The following is a 20,285-nucleotide window of genomic DNA, read 5'->3' as shown; positions in this document are numbered from 1 at the left end:
GGAATGCTGTTGTGCGCATTAGTGGTGTTTGTAAATGATAGACAGCGTATAGCCCTGAACGCCGTCGCCGTTTGCCGGGATCGCAAGACCACTCTTACCATTACGGTCACTACCGTTAAGGCTGGTTCTTGCTTCTTCGTTAGTTTGCGGGATAACAATGTCATTGTTATCGAAGCTGGCATTAGCAATACCGCCCGCCGCAGCAAGTTGTTTACTGTTACCGTTAAAGACCCATGCAAAGTCGTAGTTAGCGGTAACGTCCATATCCGTACCCGCGTCGTATTTACCGTTCTGGTTTTCATCCGAGTACAGTTTGGCCACATACGTTTTGTTAAGCGCAATGGCCGTGTTACCACCGATAAGGTTGGTAGTGGTGCCTTTCTCGAAGATGGCAACTTTCAGATTCTGGTTCACAACCGGGCCGGGATCGACATTGTCCGTATCGCTGCCGCCACCGCTGGCCGTTGAAATATCCAGCAGAGTCAGCGACGTTCCCTCGAAGGGATTACCGGTCTGGGTGATGGGCTGGATTTCAACACCGATATAACGCCCACGATCGTCATCAGTGAGTTTATAATTCGTCTTGCCTGCCGCTGCGGTCAGCTCCGTTTTATCGCCACCCGCATTATTGCTGTAGCTGTACCATTTGATAGTGGCTGTCGTTTTCGCATCAATGCCTGCGGGACCATCATCAATATCCCCTTCGGTATCGCCGATATCCCAACCCAGCGTGATGGTATCCCCTGAGTAAAGGCGTTTATCCGTCTCGCTACCCGGAGGACGGGTCCCTTTACCATCTGACGTCACTTTAATGTGATCCGCATCTTCCGAGTTAATCGTGGCATTCCCCCCTTCGCGATAGAGCCAGGGTATAGTCCCTTCGAATTCAGCGGTAGTTCCACTGGCGACCCAGGCGGCATCTTCCGCCATAGCGGCTGGTACGGCACAGTATCCAGCCAGCATCAGTGCCAGCGCGACTTTTGTCAGGCCACGTTTCATATGAGGTTTCATAAACACTCTCCTTGATTAATATTCAGCGGTGGCCCGATCAGCCATGGCGCCGACCCTATTTCTTGCTGTAATTGACCTGCAAACCGTATCCCTGCACACCATCGGTTACCTGAGCATTAAATTTTGCTGCCGCTTCCTTGTTGGTTGCCGGGATCTCTATATCGACGTTCGTGGTATTGGTTTGCGCGCCGGTATTGCCATTTACGCTATTCCCCGTGAATTCCCACTGATAGTCATACTGTTTCATCTCGTCGTCAGTGAGCTTCTCAGAAAGCTGGAACACGCCGTCTTTGTTAGCGTCGCGCCACAGCACAAAGCGATAGCGGCTATTGAGAGGCAACGGTTCTTTGTTGCCGATAAGATTGACGGGCTTAGCTGCACCAACGCGGTAGATAAAAGCATTCAGCCCGCCGATGTCAGAACCCAGGAACGTTACGTCAACATAGTTACTGTCATCATAAGGGGCGGCTTTCGCCTTCCAGCGGAAAGTACCGGGCAACGTACTGGAGAGCGTAACGGTCCCCTTTTCTTTATCTTGTTTGGCGATAAAAACGCACGGCACTTCGGTGGTGCAGGGTTTATTCGTCAGCGTCACTTTTTTATCGTTGGCATCAAACAGCTGCGGGCTGAGATTATCCTGCGGCAAGACATTACCGTTACGGTCAGTGTTGTCGCCAAAGCTATCCGTAACGTCGAGATCCATGACGACGCCATCTACACCATCCGCTTGCGCGCTGGCTTCGTGGCTGTGATTGTTCTCATCCGGTACATTGGCGATGTTGTTAACGATGAGCTCAATTTTACGATCCTGCTGAACGGTGATTTCCACCACGCCGGAGTTCTGCCGATTGCCTTTTTCATCTTCCAGCGCCAGGCGTACCCGCCAGGTATTGAGTTTTTCCTGGTCGGCTTTATCAGAGCTGTACTGCCAGGCAGGCAGTACCAGATTCCAGTGGTTGTTGTTCCCTTCGGTAAGGGTGTTTTCTTTGATAACCGGCATCACCAGCGTACGTGCAGCATTGTTTTTCGCCTGCCAGGAGGCAGCAACGATTTTGTAATGATGATTAATGAGCGCGTTAATGGTCCACTTACATTTTTCCAGCCCGATGGCTGCTTCTGGCGTATCTTTAATCACGCACTCGGGATGTTCATTCGTCGCATCAGCTTTCAGCCACAAAGTGACATCGAGGGGATCTTTCTCTTTGTATTCCAGAACAATAAAGTTGTTACGTTCAACAAAGTCGTGACGGCTGCCCATGAGCGAGTGAGCCGCGCTTACTTTGTAAGGATCAAGCTGGTCTTTGAGCGGGACGCCAAACTGGTAGTTCAGCGTTGCGTTAACAGAAAGATCGGTATTATCGCCAGTGCCGGCTTTGAAATCCGTTCCTACGGCAATGAGTGGTACGGGCTGGTATTTCACACCCAGCGTGACGGCGAAGGGATCTTTCTCCAGATTATCGGTGCCAAAAAGCGCGACTTCATCACCGTAATACTGTTCGAAAACGATTTTACCGCCAAGCTGCGGGTAAGCAGGTAGCCAGGCTTCGGCGCGAATATCCCAGCCGCGCGCCGGGCGCTCCTCATAAAAATCGAAATCTTCGGAGTCTTTCCAGTCAGAAAGCGGGTGATAATAGTTGCCAGAGAATTTTAAATAATCAGTCCAGGCTTCGGCACCTAAACCTAAACGGCGATGCCCACGGGTAAAATCATAATCATAAAATATATTTCCACCCAATAACCATCTATCAAAATTATGTCTTACACCAAGCCCAATATTCCCGATCGTACGATCTTCTTTTCGTTGTGCAGAAAATTGGCTGAAATAAACAGTAGTTTGATTATCATACCAGGGAACAAAATAGTCGATGGAACTGCCATCCAGATCGCCGCCCTGACCAAGAGAAAGATTCGTTCGGACCTTACCGTAGGGGGAGAGTGTATCCTCAATATAAGATTGTGTCGTAGAGGTAATTTGACTTTGCAGATAGCTTCTGGCCTGGGACTCCAGCGCCTCGGGTGTAAGGTTTTCAAACCCTTGCGTGGCAGAGTTAATGACGTAATCGGCACCACGCTCTTTTAGCGATTTACCCTTGTTAGTTTGCTCTTCCTGTTGTGCGGCCTGACTACCTAAATCAGGTAACGATTCTTTATGCTCAACATTTATCTCTGGAGCCGCAAAAGCCGCTCCAGAGATAAATGTTAGCATAATACAGCGTTTCCATCGCAGCATGCACATCCCCTGTGACATTAATAATGCTTAAAATTAGCTCTAATATTCTATTCCAGATTATTAAGAAAGGCACGCCAGGAAAACTAAATATAATCTTAAATTTATAACACAGTGATTTCGCTCACTTACATTTGCGTTTCAACAAATAAAATAGGATGCAATCATTTATATTATGAATACAAATGATTGCACCATATATTTAAATAATATTAAACAACAATAAATTCAACGCGTTTTTTGGATATTAAACCGTGCCCATGCTGGCAGAAATAATCTACTGCACCACAAGCTTTTAACACCTGTAATGGCTGATGGCAGTCAGGACAAAGCGCCTGAATGGTGAAATCTTTGGCACAAGTTGCACAGTGGGCAGTTTCACCGTTGCGTTCGAGAGGGTTATGGCAGGTTGGGCAGTTGAGTTCCATAAATACTCCTCGCCTGTTGTTCAGTTTCCCTCTCCGTTTGGAAAGGGAAACCAGATAAGAAATTACTTACTTTTCTTAATATGCTTCATCAAACGCTTACGCTTGCGCATCTGGGTCGGCGTCAAGGTGTTACGCTTGTTCGCATAGGGGTTTTCCCCTTCTTTGAACTGAATACGAATCGGCGTACCCATCACGTCCAGAGACTTGCGGAAGTAGTTCATCAGATAACGCTTATAGGAATCAGGCAGGTCTTTCACCTGGTTGCCATGAATCACCACAATTGGCGGGTTATAACCCCCGGCGTGGGCATATTTCAGCTTCACACGACGCCCGCGAACCAGCGGCGGCTGGTGATCTTCAACCGCCATGGTCATGATACGCGTCAGCATTGACGTACCCACGCGACGGGTGGAGCTGTCATACGCTTCACGTACTGACTCAAACAGGTTACCAACGCCGCTGCCGTGTAATGCAGAGATAAAATGCACACGGGCGAAGTCGATAAAGCCCAGACGGAAGTCCAGCGTCTCTTTTACTTGCTCTTTCACTTCCTGGCTCAGGCCGTCCCACTTGTTCACTACAATCACAAGTGAGCGCCCACTATTGAGAATAAAGCCCAGTAAGGAGAGATCCTGATCGGAAATACCCTCGCGAGCATCAATCACCAACATCACCACGTTGGCATCTTCAATCGCCTGCAATGTTTTGATTACGGAGAATTTCTCTACCGCATCGGTGATTTTGCCGCGTTTACGTACGCCCGCAGTGTCAATGAGTACATACTCACGCCCATCGCGTTCCATTGGAATGTAGATACTGTCACGCGTAGTGCCCGGCATGTCGTAAACTACGACGCGTTCTTCGCCAAGGATACGGTTAGTGAGTGTAGACTTACCGACGTTAGGACGACCCACTATCGCCAGTTTGATTGGCAGACTTTGCGGGTCAAAGTCGTCTTCCTCTTCTTCTTCGCCGTTCTCTTCCGCTTCAAATTGCGCCCAGTACTCAGCGTCTTCATCCACTTCTTCTTGTGGTGCGATATCTTCCATCCACGGCAACAGCACGTGCTCCAGCAGACTTAATACGCCACGACCGTGAGACGCGGCGATAGGATAGATTTCACCTAAACCGAGCGAATAGAAATCAACAACGGCCTGATCCGGATCCAGACCATCGGTTTTGTTTGCCACCAGGAAGGTCGGTTTTTCGCGGGAGCGCAGATGTTTAGCAATCGCTTCATCCGCAGGCATCAGGCCCGCGCGCGCATCCACCATAAACAGTACGACGTCCGCTTCTTCAATCGCCAGCAGCGACTGTTCCGCCATGCGGGTTTCTACACCGTCTTCTGTTCCGTCAATCCCGCCGGTATCAATACAGATAAACTCGCGGCCTTCAATTTCCGCACGACCGTACTTACGGTCACGAGTCAGACCCGGGAAATCCGCAACCAGCGCATCTCGGGTGCGAGTTAGACGGTTAAATAACGTGGATTTTCCTACGTTAGGGCGCCCGACAAGCGCGACCACAGGTACCATGTTTAAAGCCTCATTTTTATAAATCATCAGACAACGCACGCTATATTCGTGTCGTTGTTAAAAACAGGAAAACGGCCCCTGTCCAGGAGCCGTTTTCAAAGTGAACGACAGAGACGATTAACGTGTAATAGAGTACACAGTCCCGTCTTTTGCCTGGATCAGCAGTTTGCCGTCAGCGGCAACCGGTTCAGTCTGGAAACCGGAGCTATCAACTTTTTGCTGGGCAACGAAACGACCATCTTCGACGTTGATCCAGTGCAGATAACCTTCACTGTCACCTACCACCAGGTTGCCATTATACAGCACCGGAGAAGTCAACAGGCGATGCAGCAGATCGCTTTGTGTCCACAGCGTAACGCCGCCATCAATGGTCAACGCCATCACCCGGTCATTTTGATCGACCAGATAGATGCGGTTGCCGTCGACGATGAAATCATTCACCGAACCCAGTTCGCGCTTCCACATAATCTGACCGCTGCGCAGATCAAGCGCCGTCAGGTTACCATTATAGGCCAGCGCGAAAACAACGCCGTTAACAATGACGGGAGTCGTGTCAACATCGCTCAGGCGGTCAATTTCAGTAGAACCGGTCGCCTGGGAAATACGCTGCTGCCAAATCATCTGGCCCTGTTCCATTAGCACTGCGCTGACGCGACCATTATCGCCACCCACGACGGCCGCACCAAAAGCCGTTGCTGGCGCAGACTCGCCACGCAAAGAGAGTGAAGGCATATCGAGGTTAACTGTCCATTTGACAGCGCCGTCAGCTTCGTTCAGGGCTTGCAACTGACCGTTACTGGTGTGGATTAACACCAGACCGTCGCTGACCACCGGGCGAGAAAGCGCTTCACCCGCGACTTTAGTTTGCCATGCCACAGTACCATCGCTGGTATTCAGCGCGTAAACCTGCGCCTTTTCGCTGCCAATGTAGACATGTCCGCCAGACACGGTCACGCCGCCAGAAAGTAATGCAGGCTCTTTAGAGAACCAGCCATCTTTCTCGGCCAGACTGACAGACCAGATTTCTTTGCCATCATCCGCATTCAGCGCTTTTACTAAACCAGCGCGGTCCGCTGCATAGACAACGTTGTCCGCCAGTGCCGGATGAAGATTGGAATAGAAGTTGCCAATGCCGCTACCCACGGAAGTGCTCCACGCCGTGGTCGGCGTAAACTGGTTTTCAACGGTCGGCAATGGGGACATCTTTACCACATCTTCTTCGCTGTTAAACAGAGAACAGCCGCTTAAAAGGGTAACGGAAAGCAGTCCTGGCAGCAGTAATTTACGCAATTGCATCGGGTCCCTCTCAGATGGACAAATTATTAATTTTCATCTGCATCATTTCGCTCAGTGCCGGGGTAACATCGCTTTTCACGCCAGCTTCCCATGCACTACGCGCACCTTGCTTATCACCTTTGCTCAGCAATGCTTCGCCACGCAGGTCGGCAACAATGGCAGCCCACCCTTCACCTTTGATGGTATCGAGGGTTTTCAGCGCGGCATCAGCCTGCTTGAGCTGTACCTGAACGCGGGCAAGACGCAGATTTATCACGGCTTTGAGATTTTCATCGCTCGTGTCCGCCAATCCCTGTTGTAACTGGGTGGCAGCTTTCTCTAGTTCATTTTTGTCAACAAATTGCTGCGCAAGTTCCAAAGAAGCCAGCGCACCATAGGTATTTTTATTTTCAGCAGCAAATTTTTCCGCCGCCGGGATGCTATCCGGTTTGCCTTCGCTCACTGCGGTAACCGCATTTTGATAGGCAAGAGAAGCGGAGCGTGTAGAATCAACCTGATGGCTGTTCCAGTAGCGCCAGCCAATCAATGCGCCAACGCCCAAAATCACCCCAACAGCCAGTGCTTTGCCATTTTCAGCAAAAAAGCGTTTAACCGCTTCAACCTGGTCGTTTTCGTTCTCGTAAATTTCCACGCTGTCCTTCTCCTTCCTTAACCCAGTAACGTGCGCAAATGCGCGGCTACGCTATCCTGCGCAACTGCCGTTTGCTCACCAGAGCGCAAATCCTTCACTACTGCTGTGCCGTTAGCCACTTCAGACTCACCCAGCACCACAGCAACGCGGGCGCCCCATTTATCAGCACGGGCAAACTGCTTCTTAAAGTTGCCGCCGCCGTGGTTGGTCATCAGTTTCACGCCCGGTAATTCATCACGCAGACGCTCTGCTAATGCCATAGCCGCAGATTGTGTGTCAGCACCTGAAGCCACCAGATATATATCGACAACAGGATCGGCTTTAAATTCCGGATTAACGGCCTGAACTAACAATACAAGACGTTCGAGACCCATCGCGAAACCGACTGCCGGTGTTGCACGACCACCCAGTTGTTCCACCAGACCGTCATAACGACCGCCTGCGCACACGGTGCCCTGAGAACCGAGGCTGTTAGTCACCCACTCAAAAACAGTACGGTTATAGTAGTCCAGACCACGCACCAGACGCTGGTTTACGGTGTAAGCGATACCCGCGCTCTCCAGCAGTTTGCACAGACCAGCAAAGTGCTCACGAGATTCCTCGTCAAGATAGTCACCTAATGCTGGGGCGTCGTTGAGAAGGGCCTGCACTTCCGGATTTTTGGAATCCAGCACGCGCAGCGGGTTAGTGTACATGCGGCGTTTGCAGTCTTCGTCCAGCTTTTCTTTATGCTGCTCAAGGAATGCAACCAGCGCATCGCGATAATTGGCGCGTGCTTCCAGCGAACCGATAGAATTCAGCTCAAGAGTTACGTGTTCAGAGATACCCAGCGCACGCCACCAGCGGGCGGTGAGCATAATCAGTTCAGCGTCGATATCAGGACCTTGTAGACCGAAAACTTCGCAACCCAACTGGTGGAACTGACGATAACGCCCTTTCTGCGGACGCTCGTGACGGAACATCGGCCCGATATACCATAGACGCTGTTCCTGATTGTACAGAAGACCATGCTCGATGCCGGCGCGTACACAGCCCGCCGTCCCTTCAGGGCGCAGAGTCAGGCTGTCGCCATTGCGATCCTCAAAGGTGTACATCTCTTTTTCAACCACGTCGGTGACTTCACCAATCGCACGTTTGAATAGCGGGGTCTGCTCTACAATCGGCAAGCGGATTTCACTGTAACCGTAGCTGCCGAGCACGTTTTTCAGTGTGCCTTCAATGCGCTGCCAGATGGCCGTTTCGCCAGGCAGGTAATCGTTCATGCCGCGAATGGCTTGAATGTTTTTTGCCACGTTTATTCTCTTTCTGAATATAAAAATGAACCCTCAACGCGCCCCTCAATATTTCGGGAGCCATGCGGGTTCAATCATACACGGGAAGCGAGGCGCTTCCCATCACGTTATTATTTTTCAACCTGCTGAACGTCAATTCGACGCGCTTCATCCAGTTGGCTGGCTTTCGCACGAATGCGCGCTTCCAGCTGGTCGATCATATCGTTGTTGTCCAGACGGTCTTTGCGCACGCCATCTTCATAGAGGCCGCTTTTCTTGTTGCCGCCGGTAACGCCGAGTGTAGAAACCAGCGCCTCACCTGGTCCATTCACCACGCAGCCGATAATCGAAACGTCCATCGGGGTGATGATATCTTCCAGGCGTTGCTCCAGGGCGTTAACCGTACCGATAACGTCAAACTCCTGACGCGAACAGGTCGGGCAGGCGATGAAATTGATCCCGCGCGAACGGATACGCAGCGATTTCAAAATATCGAAACCGACTTTGATCTCTTCGACCGGATCGGCCGCCAGCGATACGCGCAGCGTGTCGCCGATGCCTTCAGACAGCAGCAGGCCTAAACCAATGGCAGATTTTACTGCCCCACTACGTGCGCCGCCCGCTTCGGTGATCCCAAGATGCAGCGGTTGATCGATCTGTTTTGCCAGCAGACGATAAGACTCAACAGCGAGGAAGACATCAGACGCTTTGACGCTGACTTTGAACTGATCGAAGTTCAGACGATCAAGATGATCAACATGGCGCATGGCAGATTCCAGCAATGCCTGCGGCGTCGGTTCGCCATACTTTTCTTGCAGATCTTTTTCCAGCGATCCAGCGTTAACGCCAATACGGATCGGAATGTTTTTATCGCGCGCACAGTCAACCACCATGCGAATACGCTCTTCATTACCGATATTGCCAGGGTTAATACGCAAACAATCGACCCCGTATTCCGCTACTTTCAGCGCAATGCGATAGTCAAAGTGGATATCAGCCACCAGCGGTACGTTAACCTGTTGTTTGATGAGCTTGAACGCTTCTGCCGCGTCCATCGTCGGTACGGAGACACGGACGATATCAGCGCCAACACGTTCCAGCGCCTTAATTTGATTGACCGTAGCTTCGACGTCTGTCGTACGCGTATTGGTCATGGACTGTACGGCGATGGGGGCACCATCGCCAATCGGCACATTCCCAACGTAAATACGTGTTGATTTTCTACGTTGAATTGGAGCCTGGTTATGCATGAAAAATCTCCCGCGTTACCCGTCTGTTACTGCGCCGGTGATTGTTCGGCATTTAGGGTCAGACGCGCAACCTGGTTAGTTCTGATAAAACGACTCAGATCGACAGGTTTCCCTTGATACTGGATCTGTACTGCGGCTGGCGCACCAATTTTCAGTTTGTACGGAGCCTGGCCGGTTAAGTTCAAATTACCGTCTTTACGCTGCATACCGCTAAACAGTTTTTTACCGGTAGCGTCAGTGACTTCCAGCCAGCAATCGGCAGTAAAGTTCATCACCAGCGCATTCGGGTCAGCCGCCGGCGTGGTCACGCCAGCCTGATCGGTTGGCAACGGCGCAGCACCATCTGGCGTTGTTGTTGCCGTTGGTGCCGGGGTCGCAGCGGTATCAACATTTGCCTGCGAAGGTGAAACAACTGCATTCTGTTGTGAATCAACAGCTGGTGCTGGCGAAGTTATGGCAGGTGTTTGCGTGTTAGTTGCGGTAGTATCCACAGACGCTGGCGGCGTGGACGTCGTAGTCGGGTCTGTGGTTGTCGACGTATCTAACGGAACACTCTGCCCCTGTTCGTTATTACTGCTCAGTTCCGCAGAAGATTGATCGGCCATAGTAGTGATCTCTTCCTGCTGAGCTTTGTGGTCTTGCCACCACCAGGCACCGCTCAGGCCAATAACCACAAACAACACCAGCCAGGTGAAGGTCATCAGCCAGCCGTCACGTTTTTTGCGGCGTTTACCGAGGGAAAAACTCTGCATCGGCGCAACTTTTGCAGCTCGTAGTGGAGCCTGTTTTTCCAGCCCCGGTAGCAGTTCTTCTTCTGGAATATGTACCAGACGCGCATAAGAGCGGATATATCCGCGCAGGAATGTTGAAGCAAGATCGGCAGGTGCCTTATCTTCTTCAATGTCGCGTACCGTGGAAACCTTCAGGCAAAGTCGCTCAGCAACGGCCTGCTGACTAAGTCCTAGTTGTTCGCGAGCATTACGCAGGCGAGCGCCGGTAGTAAGTGCTTCATTTTGGTCGTGCGTGGCTTCAGTATTCATTCGCTGCAGGTACGTTTAAATGAGAATTGAGATGCCGGTGAACCATCATGCTCACCCACACCGCGAAACATCCGTTAAGTTAACCGTTATCATACAGTATAAGACCGTCTGTGTGCTCGTGACAAAGCCCACATTCACTAAGGCTAACTTACTGTTGCATCGTTACATACTGCCTTAAAGTCAGCAAAAACGCACCGTTAATATTGACCAGACAATTGCAACTTAATACTTCATTCATAAAAGATTACGCCACGGTACATAAAGTAACCGTGGCGTAATGGCTATCAGACCGCTTTAATGTCGATGGCCTCACCCTGCATTCGTTTACGCAGGGTACGTTTCGTACGGTCGATAACATCGCCCGCCAACTGACCACAGGCAGCATCGATATCATCACCACGAGTTTTACGCACAATAGTGGTGAAACCGTAGCTCATCAGCACTTTAGAGAAACGGTCGATACGACTGTTTGAGCTGCGTCCATACGGCGCGCCAGGGAACGGGTTCCACGGGATCAGGTTGATCTTACACGGCGTATCTTTCAGCAGCTCCGCCAGTTGGTGCGCGTGTTCAGTGCCGTCGTTAACGTGATCAAGCATCACGTATTCAATAGTGACTCGGCCCTGATTGGCGTTAGATTTCTCCAGATAGCGGCGCACCGCAGCAAGGAACGTTTCGATATTGTACTTTTTGTTGATCGGCACAATTTCGTCACGAATTTCGTCGTTCGGCGCATGCAGGGAAATTGCCAGCGCTACGTCGATCATATCGCCCAGTTTATCCAGCGCCGGAACAACGCCTGATGTAGAGAGCGTAACGCGACGTTTAGACAGACCAAAACCGAAATCATCGAGCATGATTTCCATCGCCGGAACGACGTTGTTCAGGTTGAGCAGCGGCTCGCCCATACCCATCATCACTACGTTAGTGATTGGGCGCTGACCGGTGACTTTTGCTGCGCCAACGATTTTCGCTGCACGCCACACCTGGCCGATAATTTCCGACACCCGCAGATTGCGGTTAAAGCCCTGCTGGGCGGTGGAACAGAATTTACACTCCAGCGCACACCCCACCTGCGAGGAAACGCAAAGCGTGGCACGGTCGTCTTCCGGGATATACACCGTTTCGACGCGCTGATCGCCAACGGCAATCGCCCATTTAATGGTGCCGTCAGATGAACGCTGTTCTTCAACCACTTCCGGTGCGCGGATTTCCGCCACCTCTTTTAGTTTGCCGCGCAACACTTTGTTGATGTCGGTCATCTCATCAAAGTTGTCGCAGCAATAGTGATACATCCACTTCATCACCTGATCGGCGCGGAAGGGTTTTTCACCTAAATCTTTAAAAAACTCCCGCATCTGCTGACGGTTGAGATCCAGCAGGTTGATTTTTCCATCTTTCGTGGTGACGTTTTCAGGTGTGACTAATTGTTCAGACATATGCTATTCCGGCCTCGTTATTACACGTTATGGCCCCTGGAGGGTTGAAAAAAGAAACGCCCCGGTGAGCGGCTGCTCGTCCGGGGGCGCTGCATTGTACAAATTCTGGCGCATGGATGCCACGTTTGCACGCGGCATTTACGAAATTATTAACGCGTGCGCGAGCACACTTCACCTTCGCCGAAGAAATAAGCGATTTCGCGAGCGGCAGATTCGACGGAATCAGAACCGTGAGTACCGTTTTCGGTCAGGCTGTCAGCGTAATCAGCACGCAGAGTACCAGCCAGTGCGTTTGCCGGATTGGTCGCGCCCAGCAGATCGCGGTGACGCTGAACGGCGTTTTCACCTTCCAGCACGGAAACCACGATCGGGCCAGAGGTCATGAATTCAACCAGACCATCAAAGAACGGTTTTCCATCGTGTTCAGCATAAAAGCCACGAGCCTGTTCAACGGTCAGGTGCAGCATTTTGGTGCCGACAATTTTGAACCCTGCAGCTTCAAAGCGCGCAAAGATATTGCCAATGACGTTTTTTGCTACCGCGTTCGGTTTGATGATGGAAAAAGTACGTTCAATAGCCATTTTTACCTCTGTAAATTATTCTGTTGTTGTCTGTACCAGCGTACGAGATGGCGCGGATTATAATGAGCAACAGGGCCGTTGACTATTGATGAAGGTAACATTTTTTTAAAATAAAACGAGTTTAAGCAACAAATATGAGCAAAACAGACTACTGCATGACAAATCTCACTGTCGCCACCTGCCCCATTTCGTCCATTACCAGCAATTGATAATCGCCTTTCTCTGTCAAATGCAGAGTCACGTTACGCCCGCGTTCAGCTAACGGTTCACCATTAAGAAACCACCAGCGTTCGCCTGTTCCTCCGCTTAATTGTACTGGTAATGACGCATCAGTAGCTCCTGGCAGACGTTTGATAATTACGCCATCACGCACACCAATCAACTGTAAAGGTACCTGAGCATCACGACCATACGGCGGGCAATTTGTTGATGCCCCAGGTAAGCGCGCTGCTCGTCGTTCAGCAGCAGGTAGCCAGGGTTCAAGTGGTAATGGCCAGACATTAATCATTTCTTGTCGAGCCTGAGGACAATCAGCGGCAACACGTTTGCCGTTTTCATCCAGCCAGATGGGGAAACGAATGCCATTAATGCCTTCCTGCTCGGGCAGTAACAGAGTTGGCGGCTGGCTCCCGTCCAGCAGCCAGGTGGCAAGACGACGGCGGCAATTGCTATCGCCTTCTGGCAATGATTGCCCACCAGGCCAGCAGATAACGCCACGGCTTACAGAATCAGGACGCGGGTCTTCCGGCAGATTCGCACTGCGCGACAGTAAGATATTATTGACCTGATTCAACAGCGGTACGGCGCTGGCAAAGCCAAACTGACCGACAACGGGCGTACCGTCCGGTCTGCCAGTCCAGATCCCAATTACGTAACGAGCGTTAACGCCAATAGCCCATGCATCGCGATAGCCATAACTGGTTCCTGTTTTCCACGCCAGAGGTACGACGCGTGGCAAAGCGCCATCCGGAAGCGGCTGCGCTTCATCTGCCATAATACGGCGGATAATCCACGCGGCCCCCGGCGACATTAACGGTCGCTCAAGTAATGGGTCCCCCGGCTGTAAGCGCAACTTACCCGCCTTACCGTGGCGAGCAAATGCGGTATACGCTGCAGCCATATCCTCCAGTTTTGCACCTGCGCCGCCGAGAATGAGCGAAAGATTCGGTGCAGCGCCGTTGGGCAGATATAACGGCAATCCAACATTGCGTAACTTTGCCGCAAACCGTTTCGGCCCATAGGCTTCCAGCACCTGCACAGCAGGTAAGTTCAGCGAGCGCACCAGCGCCTCACTCATGCTGATCGGGCCATGAAAACCGCTGTCAAAGTTGCCTGGTCGATAATCACCAGTGCGCCGGGGAACGTCTTGCAACAGCGATGCTGGGTGGATCAAGCCTTCATCCAGCGCCAGACCATAAACAAACGGTTTGAGTACCGATCCCGGCGATCGGATCGCATTGACCATATCGACATGCCCAAAGCGGGAATCATCATTAAGATCAACCGATCCTACCCAGCCGCGCACACTCATATCAGTATGATCAACAACGATCATTGCCAACGAACTGCGCGGTGGCAATCGTCCTTTCCAGTTTTGCGCCAGTTCTTCCAGACGACGCTGTAAACCAGCATCCAGCGTAGTAACGATTTTGTCGCTTTTGCTTTTACCGAGCATCATGCGCGAAAACAGCGGTGCCAGTTGCGGCATTTGTCTGGGTGCCAACCAGATGGGCTCTTCACTAGATTCTTTTACCTGCTCACGGGACCACACACCTTGCGCAGCCATCCGATTGAGCACTTTATTACGTGCGGCCTCGGCACGTTCCGGCCAGCGATCCGGACGCAGTCGGCTGGGCGCTTGTGGTAACACCGCCAGCATTGCCGCCTCGGAATAGCTTAAATTCGCAGGCGATTTTCCGAGATATGCCCAACTTGCCGCACCGATCCCCTGCAACGTACCACCAAACGGAGCGCGATTAAGATACAAGGTCAGAATGTCACGTTTAGACAAGTGCCATTCCAGTTGAAACGCGCGCCAGAGCTGGCGAATTTTGCCGCCAAAAGTTTTGGGGTGAGGATCAAGCAGACGAGCAACCTGCATGGTGAGTGTGCTGCCGCCGGAAATAATCCGTCCCGAAGTGAGATCTTGCCATGCTGCGCGCGCCACCGAGAATGGATTCACCCCCGGATGCTTCCAGAACCAGCGATCTTCATAATTGATCAGTGCTTCAAGGTAACGCGGAGAGACATCTTCGATGGTTACCGGATAGCGCCAGATGCCCTCAGCATCGGCGAAACGCCAGAGTGGCGTACCATCCTGCGCCACGACTACGCGTGCGGGATTGACTTCATGCAATGGCAGGGGCCAGAGTTTATCTGCTCCCCACGCGGCAAAAAAAAGGAGAAAAGGCGCAGCTGCCAGCGCTATCCAGCAGCCGCGTTTGGTTAACAGGCGAGGCATTTACGGTCTGACAATCAACAGATCTTCAGCCGCGCCAGTCGCCCGCCAGTGGGGAACATACATCGATTCCACCATTGGTTGCGGAACATTGTATGTTCCCGGCGTTACCGCCCGCGCCAGATACACCAGCGTGACTGGTTGATATTCATCAACGGCAACCGCCGCCACAAAGCGATCGTCACGGAACTCAATGTGCTTAATGTTCGCTTGTTGCATTTGACTGAGTAGGTTTTGCACTTCGCTACCACTTTGCTCCAGGCTGGCGCTGCCGTTAGCCAGGTTCTGGTTTTCCAGTTCCAGGCCCGCAGGCAGTAAATCAACGACCAAAGCATCCGGCACGCTGTTACTGGCTTTGACCTGCACCCAGACCAGTACCAGATCGCCGCTACGTAACGAATCCAGCGATTTGCTCTTACCGTCAGTGCCAAGAATATGGCGCTCGATTTGCAGCACATTGCTCGCCGGTAAAGGGGCGGATTGCGGATAACCGCTGGCATCCACACGCAGCCATAACGGCTGATCGCCACTGTTGGTCACCTGTAAGGTGGCAAGTTGATCGCTATTCAGATTGCTGGTTTGCGCTTTCTCACCTGTCAGCAGCTCAGCAGAGAAAGACGTTTGCGCCTGCCATTTGCCCGGTAAATCCTGAATCGTACGGGCAGCCAGGAACAGCGCGTTGCTTTCCTGAGTTGATAACCAGCGTTCACCGAACGCCTGCTGCGAAAGTGTGTTCAGCAGAGGGTACTGCTCATCGGGTAGCAATTTGTTCTCTTCCAGCAAGGAGAGCATCAATGCGTTGTCGCGCAGTGGACTACCGTAATCACCCAGCCATATCCGCTCATCACTATTGCGCGGCGTTTTCAGTGCCAGCACAATCGCTTCTTCACCACGCGTTGCATCGCCCATGGTTTTCAGCGCAACGCCAAGTTGCAGCAGCGGTAATCCAGACGCAGCATCGGCACGATGCTCCCAGATTTCACGCAGCGCACCCAGCGGTGCCTTTTGCTGACGGGCCAGCACCAGCGCAGCGTAAGACTGTACGGCGAATTTACTGGCTTTGAGATTATCCGCATACGGAATCGACATCATGCCCGGATCTTGTAAATAGCGCAGTAGACGCTCATTCCCCCGGTTAATGGCTTCTGTCGGCACGCTGTAACCCTGCTCACCTGCGCGGACCAGGAAATCCATCACGTAAGCCGTCAGCCAGTACTCTTCATCACCGTTTTTATCCCACAGCGCAAAGCCACCGTTATCACGTTGCATTTGCAGTAAACGAGAAATGCCGATATCGACTGCCGCACGGCGCTTCTCATCACTGTCGCCTTTGATTCCCAACGCCTGCAGTTGGGCTGCGTTGGTGTAAAGTGACGGGAACAGGCCGCTGGCGGTTTGCTCCAGACAACCGTACGGATACGCTTTTAACTCTTTGATATAACGTGCAATATTCAACGGTGCTTTGCCGCTCAACAACAATTGCCCTTCCAGCGTAACAGGCGAGAAGTTTTGCAATCCATCAGCTGGAATCGCCCATGTCTCACCAGGCTGCAACGCCGTACCGTAATTGACGGTTTGTGCCGGAAATGCCGGACGGACACCCATTTTCCACTGCTTATGCTGATCGGCAACGGTTTCGCCCGGTAACGCTAACCCGCTAATAGTGGCCTGAATTTCACCATCACCATAACCCGGCAATGCTCGCACCGGGATAAACAGCGTGGTTCGCACGCCCGGCGCTAATTCAACGGCTGCGGGTGAATCGCTAACCAGTTCAAGCAAGCCACTGGCGGTCAGAGCAACGTTCAGTTTTTGCGGTTTATCGGTAAGATTAGTGATATCCAGCGTCAGACGTGAGGTGTCACCGCTGGCCATAAAGCGCGGCATGTTCAGTTCTGCTATCACCGGTGCGGCAACAACCACTTTGCTTTCGTTGCTACCGAAATCATCTGCTGTCCATGCTTGTGCCATGACGCGCAATTCACCGTTAAAATCACCAATCGGCAATGTAACCGTGCCTTCGCCCTGTTCGTTGAGTGTTACCGGTAGCGCCTGTTGCGCAACAATATTGACGTGATTTACTGGCGGTTTACCACCGCGTTTCAGTTCATCACCATCGCCACCAAAACGCAGAGCTGCCAGACGCCCCTGACCTTCAATGACCTGACCGTAAATATCGTAAATATCTGCGCCATAGCGTTTCTGACCAAAGAATGCCTGCCACGGATCTGGCGTGACATAATCAGTAATATTCAACACACCGCTATCAACCGCAGACACCAGCACATTCACCTGTTTTGGCATCTCACCATTTTTATTGCTGGCTTTAATTTTCACGGTTAATGGCTGATTGGGGCGTATTTTCGCTGGAGTTTCCAGCGCCAGATCGAGACGACGGTTTTCATCGCCAAGCGGCAAATGCAACACGCCAACTGCGCGTTTTGGCGTCGCGGAGCGGGATTTATCGCCAGGACGTACCACCAGCGTACTTAAATAAAGATCATGACGATTCCAGGTTTTATCGACCGGAATCGTCAGATCCAGCCCTTGTGCCGGAACATCAATCTCCTGCCACCACAGCGGCCCTTCACTGGACTCGACCATCGCATAGCCTTTACCCGCCGTTGGCGCGGCAATGTGCAACTTAATGGTATCACCAGGGCGATAACTGGCTTTATCCAGTTTCAGCGTGACACGGTCTGGTCGCACAGCACCGCTACCGTCGCTATTGTCCTGCCAGCTATAGCCAGCCCAGAAACGCACACTACTGACCGCTTCATTCGGCGCTTTGACTTCCAGACGATAAGCGCCCCACTCTACCGGGAAACTGACTTTACCGGTTTCATCAGCCTGAAGATCCAGTGTTTGTTCATTTTCGATCAGATCTTTTTGATCAAACTGTGACTGCCAGCCTTCATCTTCTGACCAGTTCCAGTAGTAATCGCGGCGTTCGCGAATCAGGCGCACTTGTAAGCCAGACACAGCTTTTTTGACGCCCTGTGCATCGCTATAAACGATGTCAAAAGCGGCGTTACTGCCTTCATCAACAATGGGCTGTTTTACCGTACTGTCAGTGCGATAATCGTAAACCGATTTCGAGGCGAATTGCGGACGGATCCCCGGCAATGCATCGGCAGGCCAGATAGCCTGCTCAGCACGGCGCGTCACCGGGCGACCGCCAGACTCCAGCAAACTGCCCTGGAAAATAACCTGTAATGGGGAATGCGTTTCCTTCCACTGGCTTTCTGTAGAAACTTCGCCGCGCCCTTTATCATCCAGCGTCAACTGAACTTCATCCAGCGTGCGCGAAAGGTTTTCAGCAGCTATATCGCCGAATTCGAAACCAGGTAAGGCTGACACAGCTTCACGCAGTGGGCGCAGGAAAAGTTGCCCTTGCAAAGTATTACCATTAGCAGGCGCCCCGTACAGGTAGTAACCCACCACGGAGAATTTCACTTCATCTTTCGGCGTTAGCGGGGTTTTCTCACCGGTCAGATTCAGCGCCATGCGCTCTGGCATAAAATCTTCGACGTGGAAATCCCACATCCGATACTGGTTATCGCCCGTGTTGGCTCGGATATGCCACATGCCGGTGGCCGCATTACTATCGAGTGGCCAGGTAAAGTGATAGAGGCCATTCTCCGGCTGACTAACGACGCTCCTGAGTACCTGCCCGTCGGGTTTAATTACGTCCAGCTTGATGGGTTGATCGGGCAACGCTTTACCGTCTGCATCACGCAATAAACCATTAAGGATGACTGTTTCACCCGGGCGATAAAGATCGCGCGGGCCAAACATGAAAAACTGTTTGTTATAGCCTGGCGCGCCAGCAATGTTAAATTCTGCTAAGTCCAGCGCCGGAAGTTTTAAATCGAGTAGCGTTGTCTGACCGTCTTTACGCGCCAACAGTAATGCCGCGTTTTTATCATTTTCCAGCTGCACATGCCCCTGGGCGTCACTGGTTGCCTGAGTCAGAGTCTGCCCTTTCTCATTTAATAATGAGACTTCAACTCCTTGCTGGGCCGCGCCGTTTCCCAGGCTTTGGGTAAAGATATCCAGACGATTGTGATAACGGTGGGCCGATACGCCGATATCACTTAATGTAAACAGCGTCGCGGGATTACTGTAATCGTAACGTCCAGCCTGATTCATCACAGCCAGATACACACCCGCCTGCTGAAGCGGTTTGATATCACCCAGCGGCAGCAATAATTTTTCACGGGTGTTACGCGCAGGATTGAGATCAAAACGTCCGGTATAAACCAGATCCGCCATTTGCAGCAGTTTGTCTGACTGCCAGTTCGCCAGCGAATTTCGGTATTCCCATTGGCTAATAAATGCTGGCAGAGATTCTGGCTTAACACGGAAGAAGTTAACATCGACATTGTTAACATTGAGCGCCATTACCGGCAGCCCTTCAATAACTTTTCCAGGCAGCAGCGAACCACGGCTGGCAAAACCGACGCTCGGCTGGATATCGCGGGTAGTTATAGTTTTTTCGTAATCTTTACTGAAGGTTGCGTTGTTGAGTGCCTTGACCTCCTTGCCAATAGTAACGATCAAATCACGTTTCGGCTCGAGGTGGCGTAAACGCAGCTCTTTAAGATTATCTGACAACTCCCAGGCACCATCCACTTTGCCGCTCTTTTTATCGACGACGTGAATAACGCGCGAGAAATCCTGATCCGGGTCGAGAGGGATAGAGAAAGTCAGCACCAGCGTGGCTGCGCCATCGAGTTGGACTTCAGACAGATCCAGCAATGTCAGCGCCTTACCGGCACTCTGTTGTGCCAGTTTTTGTCGCTCCGGTGCAGAGAGTTTTGCTGAACTCGCGTTTTCTGAAGATGCCGCTTTAGTAACTTCAGAAGGCGCATCTTTTTTCACCGCTGTTGGCGCGTTATCGTTGTTGTCGCACCCTGCCAGCGCCAGCATTAGCATGCAGGCGGCTACGCGTAACTTTTTCATTTTTCATCCCTGCCACAATGGCCCGTTAGCAACGTCGAATAATTATTATGCGTGAGAATTTACGTTATGTAATTCAGTATCGCGCCCATGGAATCCGAATTTTAGTGAGAATTGTGGCTCAGACAGCCAAATCAGCCTCTTTTGCTTGTCGCT

The 20,285-nt window shown here is 51.7% G+C and carries 13 protein-coding genes; all 13 read right to left on the bottom strand.

What is annotated here, in order from left to right; all coding sequences use genetic code 11:
* Window positions 1-18: 18 nt before the first annotated feature.
* The 13 genes from BEB54_RS11525 to yfhM all read right to left on the bottom strand — a co-directional run bounded on the left by BEB54_RS11525 (window position 19) and on the right by yfhM (window position 20,132).
* Complete coding sequence (locus BEB54_RS11525) at window positions 19-1,011, bottom strand: SinI family autotransporter-associated protein (protein WP_105277584.1); 993 nt, start codon at window positions 1,009-1,011, stop codon at window positions 19-21.
* 55 nt (window positions 1,012-1,066) lie between these two features.
* The gene (sinH, locus tag BEB54_RS11520) at window positions 1,067-3,241 is read right to left on the bottom strand and encodes an intimin-like inverse autotransporter SinH (protein ID WP_105277583.1); all 2,175 of its coding nucleotides are present in this window, start codon (window positions 3,239-3,241) and stop codon (window positions 1,067-1,069) included.
* Window positions 3,242-3,450: 209 nt separating this feature from the next.
* A complete protein-coding gene (locus tag BEB54_RS11515; RefSeq protein WP_105277582.1) occupies window positions 3,451-3,666 on the bottom strand; it encodes a zinc ribbon domain-containing protein in 216 nt (71 codons plus the stop codon).
* A 62-nt stretch (window positions 3,667-3,728) separates the two neighbouring features.
* The gene (der, locus tag BEB54_RS11510; RefSeq protein ID WP_001353036.1) at window positions 3,729-5,201 is read right to left on the bottom strand and encodes a ribosome biogenesis GTPase Der; all 1,473 of its coding nucleotides are present in this window, start codon (window positions 5,199-5,201) and stop codon (window positions 3,729-3,731) included.
* A gap of 117 nt (window positions 5,202-5,318) precedes the next feature.
* Window positions 5,319-6,497: an outer membrane protein assembly factor BamB gene (gene bamB / locus BEB54_RS11505; RefSeq protein ID WP_001177040.1), complete on the bottom strand. Its 1,179-nt coding sequence runs from the start codon at window positions 6,495-6,497 to the stop codon at window positions 5,319-5,321.
* A gap of 10 nt (window positions 6,498-6,507) precedes the next feature.
* On the bottom strand, window positions 6,508-7,128 hold the full coding sequence (gene yfgM, locus BEB54_RS11500; RefSeq protein ID WP_000409211.1) for an ancillary SecYEG translocon subunit YfgM: 621 nt from the start codon (window positions 7,126-7,128) through the stop codon (window positions 6,508-6,510).
* A gap of 17 nt (window positions 7,129-7,145) precedes the next feature.
* On the bottom strand, window positions 7,146-8,420 hold the full coding sequence (gene hisS, locus BEB54_RS11495) for a histidine--tRNA ligase (protein ID WP_001107167.1): 1,275 nt from the start codon (window positions 8,418-8,420) through the stop codon (window positions 7,146-7,148).
* Between the two features lie 110 nt (window positions 8,421-8,530).
* Window positions 8,531-9,649 carry a flavodoxin-dependent (E)-4-hydroxy-3-methylbut-2-enyl-diphosphate synthase gene (ispG, locus tag BEB54_RS11490; RefSeq protein WP_000551807.1) on the bottom strand — a complete coding sequence of 373 codons (1,119 nt, stop codon included), beginning with the start codon at window positions 9,647-9,649 and terminating at the stop codon, window positions 8,531-8,533.
* A gap of 26 nt (window positions 9,650-9,675) precedes the next feature.
* Window positions 9,676-10,689 carry a cytoskeleton protein RodZ gene (rodZ, locus tag BEB54_RS11485; RefSeq protein ID WP_032184883.1) on the bottom strand — a complete coding sequence of 338 codons (1,014 nt, stop codon included), beginning with the start codon at window positions 10,687-10,689 and terminating at the stop codon, window positions 9,676-9,678.
* Between the two features lie 284 nt (window positions 10,690-10,973).
* Window positions 10,974-12,128, bottom strand: coding sequence for a bifunctional tRNA (adenosine(37)-C2)-methyltransferase TrmG/ribosomal RNA large subunit methyltransferase RlmN (locus tag BEB54_RS11475; RefSeq protein WP_000003317.1), 1,155 nt, complete (start codon window positions 12,126-12,128; stop codon window positions 10,974-10,976).
* A gap of 149 nt (window positions 12,129-12,277) precedes the next feature.
* Complete coding sequence (gene ndk, locus BEB54_RS11470; protein WP_000963838.1) at window positions 12,278-12,709, bottom strand: nucleoside-diphosphate kinase; 432 nt, start codon at window positions 12,707-12,709, stop codon at window positions 12,278-12,280.
* A 148-nt stretch (window positions 12,710-12,857) separates the two neighbouring features.
* Window positions 12,858-15,170 carry a peptidoglycan glycosyltransferase PbpC gene (gene pbpC / locus BEB54_RS11465; protein WP_105277581.1) on the bottom strand — a complete coding sequence of 771 codons (2,313 nt, stop codon included), beginning with the start codon at window positions 15,168-15,170 and terminating at the stop codon, window positions 12,858-12,860.
* On the bottom strand, window positions 15,171-20,132 hold the full coding sequence (yfhM, locus tag BEB54_RS11460; protein ID WP_105277580.1) for an alpha2-macroglobulin: 4,962 nt from the start codon (window positions 20,130-20,132) through the stop codon (window positions 15,171-15,173). It lies immediately after the preceding gene.
* Between the last annotated feature and the right edge of the window lie 153 nt (window positions 20,133-20,285).

This window comes from Escherichia sp. MOD1-EC6021, from assembly GCF_002965245.1.
GTDB lineage: Bacteria > Pseudomonadota > Gammaproteobacteria > Enterobacterales > Enterobacteriaceae > Escherichia > Escherichia coli_F.
Note: the sequence above shows the minus strand (reverse complement) of the source record. Positions and strands in the feature narration are given on the sequence as shown.